Origin of the sequence: Moritella sp. 24, from assembly GCF_018219155.1 — a bacterium.
Classification (GTDB): domain Bacteria; phylum Pseudomonadota; class Gammaproteobacteria; order Enterobacterales; family Moritellaceae; genus Moritella.
Map to the genome: position 1 here is coordinate 390,688 of NZ_CP056123.1, position 20,319 is coordinate 411,006.

General features: G+C 37.6%; 20 protein-coding genes and 1 tRNA gene. 16 read left to right on the forward strand and 5 right to left on the reverse strand.

The window, feature by feature from the left end; all coding sequences use genetic code 11:
• The 4 genes from HWV00_RS01800 to HWV00_RS01815 all read left to right on the forward strand — a co-directional run bounded on the left by HWV00_RS01800 (position 1) and on the right by HWV00_RS01815 (position 4,084).
• Positions 1-1,785 carry a hypothetical protein gene (locus HWV00_RS01800; protein ID WP_211684437.1) on the forward strand — a complete coding sequence of 595 codons (1,785 nt, stop codon included), beginning with the start codon at positions 1-3 and terminating at the stop codon, positions 1,783-1,785.
• A 92-nt stretch (positions 1,786-1,877) separates the two neighbouring features.
• Positions 1,878-2,411 carry a hypothetical protein gene (locus HWV00_RS01805; RefSeq protein WP_211684438.1) on the forward strand — a complete coding sequence of 178 codons (534 nt, stop codon included), beginning with the start codon at positions 1,878-1,880 and terminating at the stop codon, positions 2,409-2,411.
• Between the two features lie 273 nt (positions 2,412-2,684).
• Complete coding sequence (locus HWV00_RS01810; RefSeq protein ID WP_211684439.1) at positions 2,685-3,233, forward strand: hypothetical protein; 549 nt, start codon at positions 2,685-2,687, stop codon at positions 3,231-3,233.
• Positions 3,234-3,796: 563 nt separating this feature from the next.
• The gene (locus HWV00_RS01815) at positions 3,797-4,084 is read left to right on the forward strand and encodes a hypothetical protein (RefSeq protein WP_211684440.1); all 288 of its coding nucleotides are present in this window, start codon (positions 3,797-3,799) and stop codon (positions 4,082-4,084) included.
• A gap of 109 nt (positions 4,085-4,193) precedes the next feature.
• Here the strand turns inward: HWV00_RS01815 and HWV00_RS01820 are convergent, their stop codons facing one another.
• Positions 4,194-4,343, reverse strand: coding sequence for a hypothetical protein (locus tag HWV00_RS01820; protein WP_211684441.1), 150 nt, complete (start codon positions 4,341-4,343; stop codon positions 4,194-4,196).
• A gap of 296 nt (positions 4,344-4,639) precedes the next feature.
• Here HWV00_RS01820 and HWV00_RS01825 point away from each other — a divergent pair, with 296 nt between their 5' ends.
• The 3 genes from HWV00_RS01825 (at position 4,640) to HWV00_RS01835 (ending at position 6,865) form a co-directional block, all read left to right on the forward strand.
• Positions 4,640-4,972 (forward strand): hypothetical protein, encoded by a 333-nt coding sequence (locus HWV00_RS01825; RefSeq protein ID WP_211684442.1) that lies wholly within the window; start codon positions 4,640-4,642, stop codon positions 4,970-4,972.
• A gap of 218 nt (positions 4,973-5,190) precedes the next feature.
• Positions 5,191-6,297, forward strand: a complete 1,107-nt coding sequence (locus HWV00_RS01830) for a hypothetical protein (protein ID WP_211684443.1) — start codon at positions 5,191-5,193, stop codon at positions 6,295-6,297.
• Positions 6,298-6,307: 10 nt separating this feature from the next.
• Positions 6,308-6,865 carry a hypothetical protein gene (locus HWV00_RS01835; RefSeq protein WP_211684444.1) on the forward strand — a complete coding sequence of 186 codons (558 nt, stop codon included), beginning with the start codon at positions 6,308-6,310 and terminating at the stop codon, positions 6,863-6,865.
• 1,204 nt (positions 6,866-8,069) lie between these two features.
• Here the strand turns inward: HWV00_RS01835 and HWV00_RS01840 are convergent.
• Positions 8,070-8,981 (reverse strand): HNH endonuclease, encoded by a 912-nt coding sequence (locus HWV00_RS01840; RefSeq protein ID WP_255554866.1) that lies wholly within the window; start codon positions 8,979-8,981, stop codon positions 8,070-8,072.
• 227 nt (positions 8,982-9,208) lie between these two features.
• Here HWV00_RS01840 and HWV00_RS01845 point away from each other — a divergent pair, with 227 nt between their 5' ends.
• Positions 9,209-9,601, forward strand: a complete 393-nt coding sequence (locus HWV00_RS01845; protein WP_211684445.1) for a hypothetical protein — start codon at positions 9,209-9,211, stop codon at positions 9,599-9,601.
• 9 nt (positions 9,602-9,610) lie between these two features.
• Positions 9,611-10,798, forward strand: a complete 1,188-nt coding sequence (locus HWV00_RS01850; RefSeq protein WP_211684446.1) for a site-specific integrase — start codon at positions 9,611-9,613, stop codon at positions 10,796-10,798.
• A gap of 12 nt (positions 10,799-10,810) precedes the next feature.
• Here the strand turns inward: HWV00_RS01850 and HWV00_RS01855 are convergent, their stop codons facing one another.
• A complete protein-coding gene (locus tag HWV00_RS01855; RefSeq protein ID WP_211684447.1) occupies positions 10,811-11,692 on the reverse strand; it encodes a YafY family protein in 882 nt (293 codons plus the stop codon).
• 222 nt (positions 11,693-11,914) lie between these two features.
• On the opposite strand from HWV00_RS01855, the gene HWV00_RS01860 reads away from it, so the two are divergent.
• From HWV00_RS01860 to HWV00_RS01890, 7 genes are all read left to right on the forward strand, one after another.
• Positions 11,915-12,169 (forward strand): hypothetical protein, encoded by a 255-nt coding sequence (locus HWV00_RS01860; RefSeq protein WP_211684448.1) that lies wholly within the window; start codon positions 11,915-11,917, stop codon positions 12,167-12,169.
• A 425-nt stretch (positions 12,170-12,594) separates the two neighbouring features.
• Entirely contained in the window at positions 12,595-13,089 is a 495-nt protein-coding gene (locus HWV00_RS01865) for a hypothetical protein (protein ID WP_211684449.1), read from the forward strand.
• Between the two features lie 403 nt (positions 13,090-13,492).
• Positions 13,493-13,660, forward strand: a complete 168-nt coding sequence (locus HWV00_RS01870; RefSeq protein ID WP_211684450.1) for a hypothetical protein — start codon at positions 13,493-13,495, stop codon at positions 13,658-13,660.
• Between the two features lie 197 nt (positions 13,661-13,857).
• Complete coding sequence (locus HWV00_RS01875; protein ID WP_211684451.1) at positions 13,858-14,013, forward strand: hypothetical protein; 156 nt, start codon at positions 13,858-13,860, stop codon at positions 14,011-14,013.
• A gap of 76 nt (positions 14,014-14,089) precedes the next feature.
• Complete coding sequence (locus HWV00_RS01880) at positions 14,090-15,289, forward strand: cupin domain-containing protein (protein ID WP_211684452.1); 1,200 nt, start codon at positions 14,090-14,092, stop codon at positions 15,287-15,289.
• A complete protein-coding gene (locus tag HWV00_RS01885; RefSeq protein ID WP_211684453.1) occupies positions 15,282-16,211 on the forward strand; it encodes a sucrase ferredoxin in 930 nt (309 codons plus the stop codon). The genes HWV00_RS01880 and HWV00_RS01885 overlap by 8 nt, the downstream gene beginning before the upstream one ends.
• 43 nt (positions 16,212-16,254) lie before the next feature.
• A complete protein-coding gene (locus HWV00_RS01890) occupies positions 16,255-16,956 on the forward strand; it encodes a class I SAM-dependent methyltransferase (protein ID WP_211684454.1) in 702 nt (233 codons plus the stop codon).
• A gap of 1,003 nt (positions 16,957-17,959) precedes the next feature.
• Here the strand turns inward: HWV00_RS01890 and HWV00_RS01895 are convergent.
• A tRNA-Ile gene (locus HWV00_RS01895) sits at positions 17,960-18,036 on the reverse strand.
• Between the two features lie 284 nt (positions 18,037-18,320).
• Complete coding sequence (gene rpoD / locus HWV00_RS01900; RefSeq protein ID WP_211684455.1) at positions 18,321-20,156, reverse strand: RNA polymerase sigma factor RpoD; 1,836 nt, start codon at positions 20,154-20,156, stop codon at positions 18,321-18,323.
• Positions 20,157-20,319 lie beyond the last annotated feature (163 nt).

The following is a 20,319-nucleotide window of genomic DNA, read 5'->3' on the forward strand; positions in this document are numbered from 1 at the left end:
ATGGCGATGAAAGTACGCACAACTAACCAAGCAGGAGCTAACGAAGCTCATTTGAATAAGTTAGCAACTCAGTTAACCCCAATCTGTAGAAATATATTACTGAAATATGGTGATGACTTCAGCTCAGCAATATATGAAGGTGTCGATAAGGCAGATTTTTGCATGTTTGCTTTGTATCGTGGCAAGCCCTACTTTGTGTTCGAGGGCGATGCTATTAATAAGATGGTTCCCATTGACTCTCCAGAGTTTAATGGTTTTATCGGTCGATTGATTAAGTTGGCGTTGGGTAAAGCTCCATCACCTAGACTGATGAAACCGACACTAGAAAATTTGAAAAATGAAATTACCCTCGACGGTGTGAATATAGAAGCTGCTGAATTCAATTCTTACCTAAATGCAGCGATTCCTAACGAGGGTGTTGTTCTTGATAGTAACGATCAGAATGGAAGTGCCTTACTTCTTCGGGATGGAGTTGTGATATCAGCTAACTCACCAACTGAATTGACTTTTATTCATAAACCAGCAAAAGGTAAATTGACTTATATACCATCAGGTGGCGATAACCTAAAACTTGAAAAGCTACACGATCTATTTAGTAACTTGAATCGAAACCAGTTCTATTTGGTTCTTGCCTATATCACGTTCATCTTAGCGCACCCTCGTAGCCAAGGACTGACATACCCCATGTTGTATGTCTACGGCTCTGCGGGTACAGGCAAGACCACAGTGGTTAAGTTGATTACTAAGTTGTTAGGTTTAGGTGAGGACACTGTAAAAAGTTTACCTAAAAGTGTGCGAGATTTAGTGGCTATAGCAGCTAATAATTATGTTCTTTGTTTTGATAATGTTTCTAATATTAATGATGAATTATCGAATGCTTTTTGTAATGTAGTCACTGGTGTTACTGTTACAGGGCGAACATTACATACAAATACTGACATCACCGATACAGTCGTTCACCAGCCGATGATTTTGACTGCTATCACGTTACCGAGACAATACGATCTTACAACAAGGGCTGCTTTTATTAATACGAGTAAGCCAACAAAAAGCTATAGGAATGAGAATGAAATATTTCAACTCCTAGATGCTATGTTACCAGAAGTCCAAAGCTGGTTACTAGATACAACAGCTAAAACCATGAAGAACGTGGTGGATGTTGAAAGTATTATCGATCATCGTGCAGCCAGTTATATCCAGTGGGTCGCAGGGTTCGAAAAAACAATGGGAATTGAAGATCAATCTATTCAAAAGTGTTTTATGAAGGAAACAGAAGAAGGTTTGAATCAACAGACCGCTGAGCATAACCCATTCATCACAAGTATCGCAGGAGTCGTTCAAGAGTTCGGTGAATTCACTGGCACACCAACTGAGGTACACAAGGCTGTTAGTAGTTATATTCAATCGTTAGAGATGAGGCTACCGAACGGCTGGCCTGCTAATGCCAACGCTATGTCTATCAAGCTTAATAATTCAGTAGAGCTATTAGCTAAACAAGGCGTGGAATGGTTCGTTGATGCAAAACGTGGCACAAAAGGACGTAAAGCAACACTGAGACCAATCTTGTTACCAGAAAAGAAAGAAACACAGCCTTTACTTGATGACCAAGAATTAAAGCAACCTACTTTACCTGATACGTCTGAACTGGATTTGGTGCTCGATGACGATCTTGACTGGACCGAATCAGCTCTAGAAGACATGGTTCTTGAAAATGATACCCTTTTACAATCACGTGAAAAAACCGAAACAGCAAGCCATGCTGAGCTATTAGCATTTCTTGGCTAACCAACTTTATTAAATAACCTAATCAATAATAATTTAAACGCACTGGCTTCACGTTAGGGGGTCAGTGCGCCTAAACCCAAGGAAAATACACTATGAATGGTTTACTAAATACAGCACGCAAGACACCTTTTATCGAAGTAAAGAAAGTATCAGATGACACGAAGAACGATCTCAGGTTAATTAAAGAATCATTAGCGTGGAACGCTGATCTCTCTGAAACAGAGCCAATGCTGCCTTGTGGAGATTCTGTCATTAACTGGGATAGTTACTCTGATGGCTATCATGAGTTAACAGAAAGCGGAGGCATTATTAGTGTACTGGATTGCGATGTAGATAGGGATGATGAGTCATTACTTAAAGTCTTTGTGGTTACACGAACTCCGGTTAAAGACCCTGAAGATCTAAATGTTTTTGAATCTTGGCATGGGTCATATAAATATACTGGCATCCCTAATGCGATTCTGGACGCTTATGATTATATGAATCCACTACTGAATCTCTCGAAACAGAATAAGTTAACAGCGCTTGCCATTGTTCTAGAGCGATTTGTTTCCCAATCAGATTTAGAAGTTGAGGGCTCTGCGAGTAAAGGCATTATTGCGCTGATCGAACATACTCTTAGCTAAGGGGCTTTATCGGATTGCTTATACTTTAACGTCGAAAATCATAAGTAGGAATGATATCTCTTTAATCATCTAAGTCTATGCAACATTAATGGCATGTATCACTTAACTACCTATATGTAATACCACCAATTATTAATAACTTAAACGCACTGACTCCACGTTAGGGGCTCAGTGCGCTCTTTTTCTCAGTTTCTCACTAGAAGCTACTATCCGAAATATCAAACCAACGCATTAATTGCGCTGACTTTGTTTATAAAAAATAAGGTAAATAATATGATCAATCAGACTAACCAAATTGCAGATTCAGTTATATCAGCTGACATTATTAATGACATCGCTTCTATCGGAAAGGAGGATGGTGTGGACTGTGAAACACCATATTTCTCTGATGGCGGTACGGGCTTATTCATCAATACGGGTAAAGATTTTTTTCTTGAGTATGAATCTGAATATGGAGATGCTTATGTTGGTATCCACGATGTAATGGATCATATTGATGTATATGCAAAGCAATTAAGTGGCACTACATTTGAGATATCCACACTGGTCAGGCGCTTAGATGTTGAGGATGAAGACTTTAGTTGTGTTTTTGATTTGTCTACATCAAAAAGTATTCCTCAGTCAATATATGATGCTTACGCCTATCTAAAGTCTAATTCCAAGTTATCAAAGGGAGCATTACTTGAGCTTTTTGGTGCAGCTACTTGTGCTATTTGTTGTCGAGGAATCCCTTTCTATTTTGAAGAAGCTGGTATTACGGATTACTACTTTGATGCGTCAGAAGCCTTGGACTATGACTTAAAAAATAATTCATCTTCTTAGTCATTGATATTAATCACTAAATTGAAATGATAATAATCTAAGCCCATCCTTAACCGAGTGGGCTTTTTTTGCTTTGGACGTGACGGTGGCGGTAGTTGGCTGACTGACCGTCAACGCCGTCGCCGAATTCGTAGAAATGATACTAATGATTGCTCTGGTCTTGAGTTTACCTTCCGACTTTAAAACTGAGTTCTTATTCCGGCCTACAGGTGTCATAGAAAGCGTCTATCGGAACATTACTGTCATGCTTTGATGATGGTGGATCTGAACCTTAATAAATAGCTGTGCATCCATAGTGTGGAATGAATTGTGCTACCACACCATGTAAATTAAGCCATTAGCTGCCTAATATTGATTGATACAATTAAGTGGTTCGAAGCCCAATTCAGAGTCGGCTTTTTGCTTTGGACATGACAGCGGCGGCAGTTGAAATTTTACCGTCAATGCGGTGCTGTGTTCGTTAAGATGATTTATGTATGTTTGATTAATGAATTAGTAGGTGTTATTGCTTTTCTTATTTCAGTATACTAATTTAGTTATTGAATTTTAAGGGAATAAAGTTGATGGTATATAAGTTAATACGTAGCGTAATGCTGTTTATGATTTTGCTAAGTAATAGCTATGCTACGGCGGATGAGTTGATTATGTGCTCAGGCGGTAGGGTTAAAGTTGGTGACGCATTTGAAAAAGTCAAAAAACGGTGTGGCTCTGGCAACGGGTATTCAGGGAAGCATGTAGAGATTAATGGCAAGAGGGTTGCATTTAAAACAGTGAAAATAATTTTCCCTGATGGGACGAAGGCCGCCTTTATCTACAAGGACTTGGTTTTATTTGATGTGATTGTTTTTTAACTTTTAACCCATTCTAACGCTGAGTGGGCTTTTTTTTACGTAAATGCTGACGGTGGCGTCGGTTGGTAGAACCGTCGACACCGACAATATTTTGTTGATAATATTATAATTAGTTTTTACAACCATTCTTATCACAAGTTATTTTGCTATGTGAATCATTCCAATGAGACGCTTCTTTTTTTGTATCAAAGCCACAACCAGTTTGACCTCCCTTATTACCTTTGTGAACTATGCCTGTTGGCCCATGTTTTACTGCCATAATGATAATTTCCTTATAAAGTGTGATTTAAGTAATCCTTTAAAGTATATGAACTTTAAGTCTTAATGGTGTGAGCTGTATTGTATATATTATTGATTGTCTTTACGTAATTTCATTTTTGAGACCTGTTGCACACTTAGTTATAAACTAAAATATTACCGTAGTTCATCATAAGATTACTCGTAAATGTATAGCACTAAGCGTGATTCATTTGTTCTTCGATAACTCTCGCTTTAGCCCGGTAAAATAGTATCTATTTTTTTGACTGCACCCAAAGTTTAAAAAGGAAAAAAAGGATGTCTTTAATTATTTTTGATTCAGAAGAGCAAAGGATCGCTATTGAATACTTTTCTCGGCTGTCTGATACTGTAGGGGCTGTCGGCATTGGCGTTTGTTTTACTCTTCTTCAATTTAAGGATCCAAGTATCGCAGCAGCTATCTCTTCTGTTGTATTTTTTATCTGGGCAATTAGTTTAGGTACTGAGTTTAGAAAAATGGTTAAAAGAGCCCCTAAAGCTTCAAAACCGAGTATTTGGTTGTTTATAAGGTATGGTTGGTTTGGCTATATATCTCTGATGTTTATGTCTTTTATAGCGCTTGGGGTAATACCTGTAGAGTGGTTTCAGTAAAACGCTGTCATAAATAGCACCATTTTTTATTATCTTATAAATTAAGGTTAAGGCGTGACTCAACTTTGTGAATAAATTTGTAGATTCAATAAAAATATAAAATACTTCATAAGTTCCAATTAGTATCTAAATACCTTGTATTTTAATTTTTTTATTGATGAAACTAAATGGGTGTGTGAGTATAATGGCTTGTTATAGCTTACTTTTTAGGGAACACCATGGACCGAGGTTTAATTAGTTTTTTTGAAGTGACAAGTTGCGGTTTTTATCGATATCAAAATAAAAAAAATATCCATATTGAGGGCTCTATGGAAGAGTCCCTATCGATGGTCGATAATTGGCTACGAGGTCGAGATTTTACCGAAACTCTTCCTTGGGATGAAGAGTCTTCTACTAGAACTAGAGTCTATGGCAAAACATTAGCAACAGATGAGAAGACCAAAGACACGGTTTTTGTCCTTTGGAAACGATTTGATGATGGTAGTGGTAAGATTAGTGGTATATCTCCAGATGCAAAATTTGGATCTAGCATAACGGATTCGGTTCAAATTGGGACTACCGTTAAGGGAGGGGCTGCAATTTTGGGTGACCCTATGTATTATTGGTTTATTCCAGAACATAATGTAATCGCGTCAATCAATTTCTCGCACTCCTCAGCCGCCACTGATGATGTTTGTGATTACATTAAACGATGTATAGATTTACGTATTGACCATCCTCGCAAGAAAACCTCAGAAAGCATGGTATTCAATCCATTTAAAGACAAAGAAGTAAAAAGAAAAAATGTAACCTATACATCTGAAGATGGTTCATACGCACTGAAATATAAATTTACAGTGAAATCAAAAATGATTTCGTCAAAAAATGCAGATATTGAAAAATTATCAAAAAATATAACGCACCTTATTTTTAGGGATACCATTTCATCAGAATTAAAAGATGAAAGGGGGTCACACTTTAAATTGTATGATCTGTTCCGTGGAATTAAACGTGATGATAGGTTAAGGAAAGAAATTGAACTTGTTGAGGAAGTGAATTTAAGTGAAGAAGAACTGACTTCAATATTTAAAATGCATGAAGAACAATATGACCCAGATAGTCCTTGGAATGATATTGGTTTCAAAGAAAAAGACAGTAAATCTCCTCGATTTTTTAGTAAGTATATGAATAAAGAAAGAATACTACTTCCTGGACTTAAAGCAAAACAAACGTATTATTCAGCAGAAGAAATATTAGAAGCATTACAGCATGAACGTGAGTCATTATTGTATTCAGTGGAACAACATATTGCATCTATAGCTGTTGAAAAGAGAAAGTCAGCATAAGTGGGATGATATGAAAGATAAATTATGGCGATTTTATAATGTTGCGGCATTAATCTGGGGCTTTATAAAGTCGATAGCAATAAAACATGTGTTTTATATTGGTATTAGTTTTGCGATTGGTAGCGTCACTTTTAGCTACGTTAATTTAAATGATTTAGCGTCTATTGTATCGACATTACAGAATTTATCTGCCGCAGTGTTCACTTTAGCTGGGATTTGGATTGCTTATTCTTACCCTCAAGCTATTGCTGCATATACTAAGCCTAAAAGTGTATCTGTTATCCCTTCAGGTGAAACCGGTAGAATTGAAAAATTAGTTTTGATTACGTTGACTTCTGCTTTCGTGATCGTTTCTCTTTTGATTTATAATTTAGCCAGTGTTTTACTTAAAGACATGCCATTTGTGATTGTACATCGGGATGTATTTAAGATTTTAGCGGTTAGCTTTATTGTTTATTTATCAATAAATCAAATTAGAGCTGTTTTGGTTGTTATGATTACTAATGTTCAGTTTATAAATGAGCTGCACCACAAAAAGAGTGAGAGTGATGCAGATAAAGACCTTTGATTTATCTACGCTGCAGTATCTGAATATTACCGCCATTCATCATGAATCATGAAGTAACTAATAAATGTGTGGCTAATTTAACTCCCACTCAATCCTAAACCACCATCACTCCCCAATCCCTGACGGCGGCGACAGTCCTGTAAAACACGGAATCACGCCGTCAACGTCAACGCAGGTATCAGCTTATGATTTTTCGTAGGGTATTAGCGGGGAAATATGGCTTGAAGATGGATAGAAATAACCTAAGTTGAAGAAACTCATAATCGGCAGGTCGAGTGTTCAAGTCACTCAGGGCCCACCAATTCTTGATAAGGCTTATGGAGAAATCTGTAAGCCTTTTCTTTTATCCGCCTTTCCATATCCTGTCTCAGTTTAATTCAACTAACCTCCGTTCCAGCTACTAATCCAAATTACATCAGAAAACTACCACAACACTATATTTCCCTAAGCAATCCAATATTACATATTAACAGCCATATTCATTAGCGTAACCTCATCACAATCAATCTGCATACCAACGAACACCAACCAATTACAGCACCAGTTTTCTCTCCGATAACACAACAAATATATAACCAACATTCCGTTCCTTAGGATCCAGTTATTAATATATATTTAATTTATTAACCTAATGGAATAACGCTAGTAAAACTCAGATATGAGTAAGCCAAAATACGGATAGAATCGAGTGTTGAATAAGTATGACCAATTGCCACGGATGGTAATTGGTCTGTTATATCTCAATGCTATTCACTCACTCTAACAACGACTCAACTCAGCCAGCTAGAACCAGCCATTAATTCACAGATTGGTATTCATGCTCATATCGTTAATTCTGCTGTTACGGGGGATTTAGGGGGCAATCTAGTCGTGATTAACAGGTGAAACTAAATGAATCGAGCGGCTAATCTCAGTCAGAAATATAATTCAAAAAATAAAATTCATCTAGCGTCATTGTCGTCGGAAATCACATCTAAAATGCCGTCGTCACCGTCGATGAAAATGTAAAAATCAGTTAAATTCAGCCTAGATTCAGTGGCTAAGACAGGCATGTTACAGGAACGTCGACACCGTCAACGAATTGGGTGAAATGATTAGTTCTAGAGATCAGTGAGTGTAAGGCATGGGGAGGTAATTTAGGTCCTGACTAATGTGACAGACCCAGCGATCTAAGATTTAGGTGTTGGGTTATTGTTGGGAAAGGTTAACAGGATTTCCTCTGCTCTTCCTTAAGCGAAAAAATGTGATTGTGATAATCCATATACTCCTTTAGCCTTTTTTCGTCTCCAAGTTTAAACATAGTTGTATTCAGCTCTACATCTTTTTCTATACCCAACCCCTTCAAATCTCTTTGACGAAGTGATTTTGAGATTTCCAGACAATATGCAGATCGTTTTAATTTAAAGGTCACCAAATGGCAATCGAATAACCTATCTATATGAGCACAAAGTAATATTCCGTTGGCTCCATCAAGCCTTTCACCAGTAGTTTCACAATCTTTCCATGCCTTTATGTGTGATGCTACTAACATCTCTTTTGTGTTCGTTAGCGTTACTGCACAACTTTCACCACCCCAGATATCAATTACGTTTCTTCTAAACTTACCTTGTCCAACCCGAGCGGTTACTAAGGTTTCTTTTTCAGAATCCGAGAGATCACTGCTACCGATATCTAATAAGTCAATAGCAAGGTCATCGCTATCTTCGGCAGTGATTCCTTTGATGTCAGAGTGCATATTTAGCAAGTTATATCTTGCACAGTTATATTGATCTGTTATGTGTACTGGCTCATTAAACCATTCAATGTCTTCGGGTTTAAACTTTATATTAAAGTTGTTAAGGGCATTCTCTTCAGTAAAGTTAACGGCAATAATGGACCGCTCCTCTAGTTGGTTACACATTTCTTGATGCCAGCCCTTTTTTCTATACTGCTCCACCGCATGTATAGCTTCTTCTTCGGTTAGACAATACACGTGGTTCATCTTACCTATGCACAATTTCTCACTATTCTTAATTGTAAATAACCATATTTCATATTCTTTCCCTTGGTGGCTCTTTAATGGCGTATTGATTGGCTGCAAAAAAGCATACTTATAACCCAAAATTTCTTTGGTCATATCTGCTAACCATTCTTCATGTCCATAACCATGTTTACATTCAAATGAGTTAGGATCTTTACTTTTATGATCAGGACCAGATGGTGATTTCCAACCGTTACTATTCCAGCAAATTCTTGCTAATTTTTTCTAATTTTTTCTAATTTTTTCTGCATAACAACCTAACGAAATAACACATAAGATAAACATATATTAACTCTTTGATAATATTAATCTTGGAGTTAATCATGCTTAAAATCACAAACTGGAAAGATCTAAATACCCTGCCAATTACACCCACCTTACTAAACCAACTCAAACAACACTTACTAGCGCCATTTCACGATGAAGATGAAGCCCAAAACACATGGACTGAACTTGAATGCGAACTCTGGATGATTACGTCACTTTCTGACATTTCTCGTGTCGGCGTCGACGGTAAGCGCATCACTAAACGTGAGAAAAACTTACTCAGCTTTGCCCTAGAAAATATTGAGTTTGAAGATGAGTTAGATTACGGATCATTATTTACTTTAACCATCTTGAGTGATAGCGGTCAGGGCTTGTACCTACTAATGCCTCAATCACTTAAACCTGAATTATTGAAAAAGCTAAGTATCAATGAACCGAGCCATGGCTAAGGTGGGATCATGCAATCACGTAAATTCAAATTCAACAAGCGTCAGATGGACAACCTACCACCAACGCCACCCGATAGCCGAAGTCGTGAAACTGAATACACAGATGAGGGATGTAGTGGCTTGAAACTGATTGTTAATCGCCAAGGACGTAAGCGTTACCTATTTCGTTACACCATTAGCGGCACTAAGAAATCATTACAACTAGGTGAATATCCATCACTCGACATTCCTACTGCTAGGCAGATTGCTAATGAACACAAGAAACAATTAGCTCTCGGTAATGACCCTAAGCAGCTCAGGGATGAGAAACAAGTTGTATTTACCTTCTATGAATTTGCTGAACAACATTACCTGCCTTACGCCAGAGTTAACAAGCTCACCGCTTACAGTGATGAAAGTAACCTCAAGATGCACTTCTACCCGTATTGGAAAGGCAAAGCATTAGCTAAAGTTAGTCAGCATGATATTCAGAAACGATTAGATGAACTGCTAGTTAACCGTAAACCAGCAACAATCAATCGGCTCAGAAGCTTGGTACTTCGTATGTTCCGGCTAGCAATGGAGTGGGGATTTGTTGAAAAGCATCCGGGCACTTACATTAAGAAGCTTAAAGAAAACAATTTAAAGCAACGATTCCTCAGTAAGGATGAAGTCACTCAGTTCATTACGGCGTGTAATGATGAGCCTAGTCGAACCCAAGGTAATGCGTTGAAGTTCGCTCTACTAACCGGAATGCGTATGGGAGAAATCTGTAATTCGAAATGGTGTAACTTAACCGTCGACGACGTCGGCGAAGGGAGCCTTTTCCTGCCGCATACTAAATCGGGTTTGTCTCGAACAGTACTACTAAATTCATTAGCGATGACTGTTATTGAGGAGCAGAAAAACCAACGAATCAAGGGTAATGATTATATATTTCCCGGAGATGCAGAAGGTAAACCCATTAGCCATCCCAAGAAATCATTTGCTCGAATTAAGAAAGTGGCAGGAGGTTTAGATGGATTACGTATCCACGATTTACGCCATAGCTTTGCTTCAATCTTGATTAACTCAGGCAAGGCAACACTCTACGATGTTCAGCATTTGTTAGGGCATCAATCACCACAAACCAGCACCAGATATGCACACCTAGCTTCTTCAAGATTAAGAGAAGTTAGCGCTAATGTGTCAGATCTAGTTAAGAAGGCAACTAAATAAGAAAGACCTAAATTACATCATCTTGGTACGTTCAAGGGAAGCGTACAAATCACGTATAAGTTCTTGCTTAAGGCTGATTGGCGAGAGTACTTCAACATAGGGCATCCAAGCCTTCAGGATTGGCATTACATCGTACAATCTTGTTACTTGGCTGCTGATGAGTAGTGAACCATCATCCATTTCTTTGAGTATCTGAATATTTGGTAGTAACTTACCCTCAAAAAAGCGCGGTGCAACGTCAGCATCAACTTGGATTAATACATCTGACTTGTCGATAGCTAACCACTGCATTCCTTGCCTGATGATTTCCTCTTGTACTTTAGCTTGAGGTTTATATTTATCGTCACTGAGTTGTAACTGTGAAATATAAGCGATTCTGAAGGAGTGTAAGTTGCCCTGATACACAGCTGCGAGATACCAAATACCACGGTCATTCACTAAACGGTAGGGCTCGACTTGCGCTAGTTTTTTATCTTTATACGTAAATGAAATCTGATATTGAGCACTGATTGCATTAGTCAGTAAGTCAAACAAATCAGTGAAACTCGATACATCTTCAATCCGTACATTCTTGAATAGAAAAGTAGGTACATTGTTAGTCTGCCAATTGTTCATGTTGAGCTTAATTGGGATGAATGATTCTAGCCCAATGTTCTGTATCAGCTTATTCATGTTATTCGATGATTGCTGTCTAACACTACTCATATCAAGAAAATAACAACCATCCTCACATCGTAACGGCAGGTAGGAGAGCCGTTCAAAGTCACGCCATATTGTCCTTTCATGGACGTTAAATTCAGCTTCCAAGTTTTTCAGGTATAACCGCTCTCCCGCATTTAATCGGGCAAGGATAGTACCTAAACGCTTAGCTAATTTCTCATTCTTACTTTTCATTTCACTAGATTAAACCGCACTGCTGACAGGTTGAGTCAGTCGTTATTATTTCTAACTTGGCAGCGATAAGTTAGCGATATTGTTATTAGTTTCACGAAGCAGTAATCACAAGGCACAGGGCAAATATCAATAAATTAGTCCAAGACTGACTCAACCTGTCAGTCAGCCATTCCATAATTACCCATTAATTAATTTAAATATTAAAACAAAGGAAAAAAACCAATGAACAAATCAATCATGCTACTCAGCCTATCTTGCTTATTAGCATCAACAGCAACACTCGCTGGCGGCACTATGGGCGGTAATCCGGGCGATCTTTCTAAGATGAAATCAGTTTTAGAAGCTAACTGGAATGGTAAATCAGGCATCCAACATACAGCCTCGAATGGCGTGATTGTTCAATGGAAAGCAGATGTTTGCGGCACGTTAAATGGTTCCGTCGTCGACGTCGACAAATGTACTAAAAAATCTCAGTAATACCAACCCTAACCCTCAATACACCTTAAATTTAAAGGTAATTAACATGGATAAACCAATGACAATTAAAAAAATCTTAACAGTAGTAACAACATGTCCCGCTTGCGGTCAACGTGCTTATGACGATGGTAGCTGCCAAGTATGCGGCCATTCTCACTAATCAGGAACGAGCTAACATGTCATTTTTTAAGAAGTTGAGTAGTAACTTAAAACTATGGACTTGCCATAAGTGCGGTAAGAAAACAGAAGTTACAGGTGGTACATCATGTAACAAATGCGGTAAATGGATATGCAATTCACATAAAGCATCTGGCGGTGTCTGCAAGGGCGGCTGCTAGTCAAAATATTTTAATATCACACTAAAACAACGGGTAATATCAGCAATGGTATTGCCCTTTTTTACATCCAAAATTTAGGAAAGTGCCATGAGTAAAAAAATAAATGAACAAGTAAATGACGACGGCGACGGTAATAAAAACATCGTTGAATCCACCAGTGAAAAGCCTAATGAAGCTAAACACGACCATTTCAGTAATATAGTTCTATCTGGTCAAGGTAAGAAACTCAGCCCTAAGACAGACAACCATGTGTTCTTTGATTTAGCCAAACATGATGAAGAAGGTGATCTCTATCTACGACTTAGCGGTAATGAAGGTGGCGGATTACACTCGAAAGAATGGATACCACTGCAATCCATCACTACGATCTTAGATGAACAAGGGCAGAAACCATTTAAGAGTACAGTATTAAAATCAGTATTAAAATCATTAAGTGCGAACAACTCTGGATTTCTAGCAGGGGTACTTCGCTCTAGTGATATTGGCTTAATTACCCAATCTGGTAAGAGTGTATTTCTTCATGTATTAGCAGCTGATTACGAAGAGAAGAAAGCAAGGTTACTTCAGTTAGTGGATGGTTAATTAGTCTCTTCATACGTTCACTGCTAACAAGTACAGATTCAACAACTCACCTCGTAAATATTATTATGTAACCATCATCACGGAGAAATACCATGCCTGCACTTTTCGCTAATCCATTATTTGGGATTGGCTTCATCATCGGCTATGCCATCTACAAAGAAATGAATAAGGAAGGTTAATATGCCACTACCACTAATTTACTTAGGATATGGACTCATCACAGGGTTCTTGTTTGCAGCTAAAGAAGAGCTGACAAATAGTAGGTCTGATACTGCTTAATTATCATATTTGAAATATACGTACTGAATTGGCTTAGGCTGATCCAGTACGTTATTTTTTTTGAGTTTGATATTTACCGTCGACGCCGACGCAATTTAGCTCGAAAATCAGGAGAGAAAAAACCATGGGTAAACACGACCAAAATTTTCAACAAGGCTGTAATGATATGGATAAGGCTAATGAGGCTTTAAATAACAATCAAATTGGAAAATCACTCTACTACGCAAGTAAGGGTATTGTTAATCCCATTGCTGGTGTAGTTAAAGAACCACTTCACGTATTGGTCTATTGAGTGCCTGTCCCATGTGTTTTCTGGATTGGTAAAAAACTTGGGGATTCAAAAAGAGGGCGGCCAAAGATAAACTAAGGGGTTGATTAAAACATAATCCCTCCGTCCCCTTTATTTGCTTTATTTGCTTTATTTGATTTATTTGCCATGATATATAGTAATTAATCGGTGAGTGGTTTTTAACCAGAAAGGGGGAAGTAATGGATAAATTAATAAATGAAAGTGATTTGACACCATCAATTTCAATTAGTAACGGATCTGATTATGGGTCTAATACTAGAATAACGGATAAGGATGACGGATCGGATCATACCAACATACAAGATAGAGATGATGGATCAGATCTGACTGAATAATGCATAAGCATTTATAGTATCAAGATAATGCTAGTAAAAGAGCGGGTTTTACTAGCTCTTTTTTTTGAGGTCTAAAATGGATCTATCATATCTATTGCATGATATGGCTTTAAGTGAATTTTATCTGAAATTTTGGGATAAAAAACCACTTATAATAAAAGGCCATAAACAAAAATTTACTAAATATTACTCAATAAAGCAATTCGAAAGTAGAATTACAGAAAACGATCTACGATACCCACAGTTTAAACTTGCAAAAAATGGAGAGGCAATCTCACCTAGTACCTATACACTCTCACGTACATTTAAAAATAAACAGGATAACAACTGTATAGATATACCAGCCGTTTATCGATTGTGGAATAATGGTGCAACTGTAATATTACATACTCTTCAATCAAGTACGCATACTTTATCCGGATATCTACATCAATTGGAAAGTGAACTCGGTCATCGTGTTCAAGCTAACGCTTATTTAACTCCTAAAAAATCACAAGGCTTTGATATTCATTATGATACTCATGATGTGTTGATCCTACAGGTTGAAGGTAATAAAAAATGGCGAGTGTGGGAAAGCCCAATAGATAAAAAGCCTTTCAAAAATGACTATTCAATTTTAGAAAAAGAGCCTGAAGGTGCACTTTTTTATGATGGGATTCTGAATCAAGGCGATTTACTGTACATACCTAGAGGTTATCCTCATATGGCACAATCAACTGAAGAAACTTCTCTTCATTTAACAATTGGAATACATGTGTATCGACAAATCGATGCTTTAAATCTTGTATTCAAAAGTATATTGCGGGAATGTGAAAATGAAAATTCAAACTTCTGGAGAAATTCTGTGGGCAAGGATTATAGATACTCTCGAGATATGGAATTTGATTCTGCATTAGAGAATATAGTTTCAAAAATCAAGAAAAGCTGGGGGATGGCACCAGTAATTGAGAGGTTCAACGAAGAAAGAAGACCGATAAACCAGCATCTTTTCAGCAAATCATCAGAAATCGATAGCATTATTTTAAACACAAAAATGCAGTGCTACGATGGTGTCTGTTCAAATTTTAAAGAAAATGAAAATGATATAATATTGACTTACCTCGGTAGGATATTAACACTACCAAAGAGTTTAGGTGATGCCATCTCAATAATAATTGAAAAACAATATTTCACACCAAATGATATTATTGACTATGAGAATGAAAGCAAACTGATTTTATGTAGACATTTATTAAAGGAAGGATTTATAAAACTTATCGAGGAAAATTATGACTAGATTTTGCGCAAAAGAAAGCGTAGAACGCAGAGACAATTATTTAGGGACCATGACTACTGTTAAGTGTTACTTACTAATTGAATATGATAATTCATGGTCAAAGGAAATTAACAATCTCCTTGAGAATTCTAAGATTGAAACAGAGGTGGTTAATCATATAAATGACTTTACTGAATGGTGCCCAGAAGATGTTAAGGTGCTATTTATAAAAAATAAAGAAACAGGTAGTGGTAAAAAAATATATCTAACAAGAGTACATAAAGGTAAAGAAAAAGTTAGCGAGTTTTTTGTTGATAATTATAAAGATATTTTAACTATTGATTTAAAAAACGCATATAAAAATCCAGGGGGCTGTAAAAATATATTAGTTGTTTGTACGCATGGAAAACATGACAAATGCTGCGCAAAATTCGGGCACCCCGTTTTTTTAGGGTTATCTAAATGGATAAAAAATACAGGCGCAAACTTTGAAGTTTGGGAGTGTTCACATGTTGGCGGAGATCGCTTTGCAGCTAATATTATCTGGCTACCTTATGGGTTAGGTTTTGGACATGTTGAATTAGATACTGAAATATTTTTAAACAAATTAATACAAAATAAAATTCCATTAGAGTATTTTCGTGGATGTAGCTTTTTCTCTAGCGCAGGCCAATTTCTTGAAGGGGTCATACGCAAAAAATATAATTTAGACAATCCTGGTGGCGTTGAAGTTATTCGAAATATCGAGAATCATGATAATGAAGGTAATATATATGTAGATATTGAAATGAGTTTTAAAGAGATAGGTACTCAATCAATCAGCGGTCTAATTTCTATACGACTTGATAAAGAAAATGGGAAGGTTCTTGCTTCATGTAACGACGGTGGTTATGCCTACCCCAGGATAATAGAATTGGTTAACATACCTAACAATCCAAATTAATCTGTAATACGTTATAGAATAAAGCATATAAAGTGAGGGCAGTATGCATACAAAAAGCGTTCAATATCATGATTTTATATATGAATTTGTAGATTTTGAAAAAGAAGCAAATTTTATTGATGCAATAATTCAAGAGCAACTGCCTAGTGCCAATACCATACTTGATGTAGCTTGTGGGCCTCATGAACATGTCAAAACGCTTAGATCGAAATACCAAGTGGATGGCATTGATATTAATAAGGAGTTTTTACCAATTGCGAAATTGAAGAACCCTTCAGGTAACTATGAACAGGCTAATATGTGTAATTTTAAGCTTGGGAAATTATATGATGTAGTTATATGCTTAGCTAGTTCAATTAGTTATGTTAAAAATGTATCTGAACTCAATGACACTTTGAAATGTTTTGCAAACCATCTAAATCCTGAAGGTATGGTAATTGTTGTGCCATGGTTTACATTGGACACATGGACACCTGGAAAAGTTAGCATGGTATTTTGTGAGGAAAAACAACTAAAAATTGCTCGTGCTAGCGTGAGATCAAATAATGGTAAGCAATCAAGAATGCATTTTACATATATGGTTGCTACGCCAGATGGCGTTGATACATTTACAGAAGATCACTATTTAATGTTGTTTTCAAAAGATGAATTAGTTAATGCTTTTGAAAGTGCAGGATTAAAAGTAACCCAAAGTAATGGTTGGACTCCTGGAAGAGGACTTATCCTAGGTTTAAAAAACATATAGGCTCCTAGTTTAATACTCACAGTGACCAAGAAATACTTAATAGAATTGATGGGATTAATGATAATAATGAAATAACTGTTGCGGCCCATCTACTTAATTCCATGAATTAGCAACACCCCAACACCTAAATCTTAGATCGCTGGGTCTGTCACATTAGTCAGGACCTAAATTACCTCCCCATGCCTTACACTCACTGATCTCTAGAACTAATCATTTCACCCAATTCGTTGACGGTGTCGACGTTCCTGTAACATGCCTGTCTTAGCCACTGAATCTAGGCTGAATTTAACTGATTTTTACATTTTCATCGACGGTGACGACGGCATTTTAGATGTGATTTCCGACGACAATGACGCTAGATGAATTTTATTTTTTGAATTATATTTCTGACTGAGATTAGCCGCTCGATTCATTTAGTTTCACCTGTTAATCACGACTAGATTGCCCCCTAAATCCCCCGTAACAGCAGAATTAACGATATGAGCATGAATACCAATCTGTGAATTAATGGCTGGTTCTAGCTGGCTGAGTTGAGTCGTTGTTAGAGTGAGTGAATAGCATTGAGATATAACAGACCAATTACCATCCGTGGCAATTGGTCATACTTATTCAACACTCGATTCTATCCGTATTTTGGCTTACTCATATCTGAGTTTTACTAGCGTTATTCCATTAGGTTAATAAATTAAATATATATTAATAACTGGATCCTAAGGAACGGAATGTTGGTTATATATTTGTTGTGTTATCGGAGAGAAAACTGGTGCTGTAATTGGTTGGTGTTCGTTGGTATGCAGATTGATTGTGATGAGGTTACGCTAATGAATATGGCTGTTAATATGTAATATTGGATTGCTTAGGGAAATATAGTGTTGTGGTAGTTTTCTGATGTAATTTGGATTAGTAGCTGGAACGGAGGTTAGTTGAATTAAACTGAGACAGGATATGGAAAGGCGGATAAAAGAAAAGGCTTACAGATTTCTCCATAAGCCTTATCAAGAATTGGTGGGCCCTGAGTGACTTGAACACTCGACCTGCCGATTATGAGTCGGATGCTCTAACCAACTGAGCTAAGGGCCCTGATCTTTCAAACGTTCTTACGACGCTTTAAGATGCAGAAAGTATATAAGCATAGTTTCTGCGTGTCTAGGTCATATTCAATAACTTAGACAAGTAACCAGCTAACTGTTTAATTATTAATCTAAGACGCTACGTGAATGCCCAGCGTTAATAAATAAGCTCGTTATTATTCATTTTATTGCAGGCATAAAAAAACACCGAATGTTGCCATTAGGTGTCCTTTGTAATAGCGCTATTTGTCTCGGCCATGTTCATAATCGAGACAAGAGCATCTAACTATTCAATTACTCGTCTAAGAAGCTACGTAGCTGTTCGCTGCGGCTAGGATGACGTAATTTACGTAATGCCTTAGCTTCAATTTGACGAATACGCTCACGCGTTACATCGAACTGTTTACCCACTTCTTCAAGTGTGTGGTCAGTATTCATATCGATACCAAAACGCATACGCAGGACTTTAGCTTCACGAGCTGTTAAGCCTGCAAGTACGTCGTCTGTAGCGCCTTTTAAGCTATCTTTTGTAGCAGCGTCAACTGGTAAAGAAAGCGTTGTATCTTCAATGAAATCGCCTAAGTGAGAATCTTCATCATCACCGATAGGAGTTTCCATTGAGATCGGTTCTTTAGCAATCTTCAATACTTTACGAATACGATCTTCTGGCATCATCATGCGCTCAGCCAATTCTTCTGGCGTTGCTTCACGGCCCATCTCTTGCAGCATTTGACGCGAAATACGATTCAGTTTATTGATTGTTTCAATCATATGCACTGGAATACGAATTGTACGCGCTTGGTCAGCAATAGAACGGGTAATTGCCTGACGGATCCACCATGTAGCGTAAGTTGAGAATTTGTAACCACGACGGTATTCAAACTTATCTACGGCTTTCATCAGACCGATGTTACCTTCCTGAATTAAATCAAGGAACTGTAGACCACGGTTGGTGTATTTTTTTGCAATCGAAATTACTAGACGTAAGTTCGCTTCAACCATTTCTTTTTTCGCACGGCGCGCTTTCGCTTCACCAATACTCATACGACGGTTGATGTTTTTGATCTGTGAAATAGACAGACCAGTTGTGCTTTCTACTAACTTCAGCTTGTTTATGCAACGGCGAACATCAAAGTCGATACGTTGTAATGCTTGTGCATAAGGTGCTGCAGATTGTTGTGCTTTTTCAAACCAAGTGATATCAGTTTCGTGACCAGCAAATGCTTCAACGAACGCTGCTTTTGGCATTTTACAATGTTCAACACACATCTTGATTACAAGACGTTCTTGAACACGTACATGATCCATCATGTCACGCATGTTATTAACAATGCGATCAAACTGTTTTGGGATCAGACGGAAAGTACGGAATACTTCACTTAGTATTTCAACTTGAAGGCGTGTTTTCGGGTGTTCTAAACCGTCGTCTTTGATGCCTTTAAGTAATGCCGCGTGACATTTACGTAATTCTGCAAATTTTTCTGCTGCTTCTTCAGGATCAGGCCCTTTGTTGCCTTCTTCCTCTTCTTCGTCATCATCTTCAGCGTCGTCATCAGATTCAAGCTCTTTGCTTGGTAGTTCTGAGCCAATATGAGTCGCTGTTGGCGCAACATCATCAGCATTTGGATCGATGAAACCCGTGATAATGTCACTTAAACGTGTTTCTTCAGCAAGGAACTTGTCGTACTCAGCAAGTAACGAGTTAATTGCTTCAGGGTATTCTGCTACGGCAGTTTGTACTGCGTAGATACCTTCTTCAATACGTTTTGCAATTTTGATCTCGCCTTCACGAGTCAATAGCTCAACGGTACCCATCTCACGCATGTACATACGTACTGGATCGGTAGTTCGACCAATTTCAGATTCAACAGAAGCAAGCGCTGCAGCAGCGGCTTCGGCAGCATCTTCATCAGGTGCTGAGGTGTTTTCTGCCATCAATAGATCATCTGCATCAGGTGCTGTTTCTAGCACTTGAATACCCATGTCATTGATCATTTGAATAATATCTTCAACCTGATCTGAGTCCACAATATCTTGTGGTAAGTGATCATTTACTTCTGCATAGGTTAGGTAACCTTGTTCTTTACCTTTAGCAACAAGAAGTTTTAACTGTGATTGAGGGGATTCCATAGAATACTTCCGCTCCGGTGACGTGATTCAAAGATACAGACGCAAAAGCACTGCGCAAACAAAGCAGTATAGTGCTTAACGGTGCTTTTTTCTACTTATTGGTATAATTATGTGGTTAAAATGCGACTAATGTTAACACTTATCACGTTATATTAGACGAAAG

Coding starts and splice junctions, on each gene's coding strand:
- HWV00_RS01800 (WP_211684437.1), top strand. CDS start 1: ATGGCGATGAAAGTACGCACAACTAACCAAGCAGGAGCTAACGAAGCT.
- HWV00_RS01805 (WP_211684438.1), top strand. CDS start 1,878: ATGAATGGTTTACTAAATACAGCACGCAAGACACCTTTTATCGAAGTA.
- HWV00_RS01810 (WP_211684439.1), top strand. CDS start 2,685: ATGATCAATCAGACTAACCAAATTGCAGATTCAGTTATATCAGCTGAC.
- HWV00_RS01815 (WP_211684440.1), top strand. CDS start 3,797: ATGGTATATAAGTTAATACGTAGCGTAATGCTGTTTATGATTTTGCTA.
- HWV00_RS01820 (WP_211684441.1), bottom strand. CDS start 4,343: ATGGCAGTAAAACATGGGCCAACAGGCATAGTTCACAAAGGTAATAAG.
- HWV00_RS01825 (WP_211684442.1), top strand. CDS start 4,640: ATGTCTTTAATTATTTTTGATTCAGAAGAGCAAAGGATCGCTATTGAA.
- HWV00_RS01830 (WP_211684443.1), top strand. CDS start 5,191: ATGGACCGAGGTTTAATTAGTTTTTTTGAAGTGACAAGTTGCGGTTTT.
- HWV00_RS01835 (WP_211684444.1), top strand. CDS start 6,308: ATGAAAGATAAATTATGGCGATTTTATAATGTTGCGGCATTAATCTGG.
- HWV00_RS01840 (WP_255554866.1), bottom strand. CDS start 8,981: ATGACCAAAGAAATTTTGGGTTATAAGTATGCTTTTTTGCAGCCAATC.
- HWV00_RS01845 (WP_211684445.1), top strand. CDS start 9,209: ATGCTTAAAATCACAAACTGGAAAGATCTAAATACCCTGCCAATTACA.
- HWV00_RS01850 (WP_211684446.1), top strand. CDS start 9,611: ATGCAATCACGTAAATTCAAATTCAACAAGCGTCAGATGGACAACCTA.
- HWV00_RS01855 (WP_211684447.1), bottom strand. CDS start 11,692: ATGAAAAGTAAGAATGAGAAATTAGCTAAGCGTTTAGGTACTATCCTT.
- HWV00_RS01860 (WP_211684448.1), top strand. CDS start 11,915: ATGAACAAATCAATCATGCTACTCAGCCTATCTTGCTTATTAGCATCA.
- HWV00_RS01865 (WP_211684449.1), top strand. CDS start 12,595: ATGAGTAAAAAAATAAATGAACAAGTAAATGACGACGGCGACGGTAAT.
- HWV00_RS01870 (WP_211684450.1), top strand. CDS start 13,493: ATGGGTAAACACGACCAAAATTTTCAACAAGGCTGTAATGATATGGAT.
- HWV00_RS01875 (WP_211684451.1), top strand. CDS start 13,858: ATGGATAAATTAATAAATGAAAGTGATTTGACACCATCAATTTCAATT.
- HWV00_RS01880 (WP_211684452.1), top strand. CDS start 14,090: ATGGATCTATCATATCTATTGCATGATATGGCTTTAAGTGAATTTTAT.
- HWV00_RS01885 (WP_211684453.1), top strand. CDS start 15,282: ATGACTAGATTTTGCGCAAAAGAAAGCGTAGAACGCAGAGACAATTAT.
- HWV00_RS01890 (WP_211684454.1), top strand. CDS start 16,255: ATGCATACAAAAAGCGTTCAATATCATGATTTTATATATGAATTTGTA.
- rpoD (WP_211684455.1), bottom strand. CDS start 20,156: ATGGAATCCCCTCAATCACAGTTAAAACTTCTTGTTGCTAAAGGTAAA.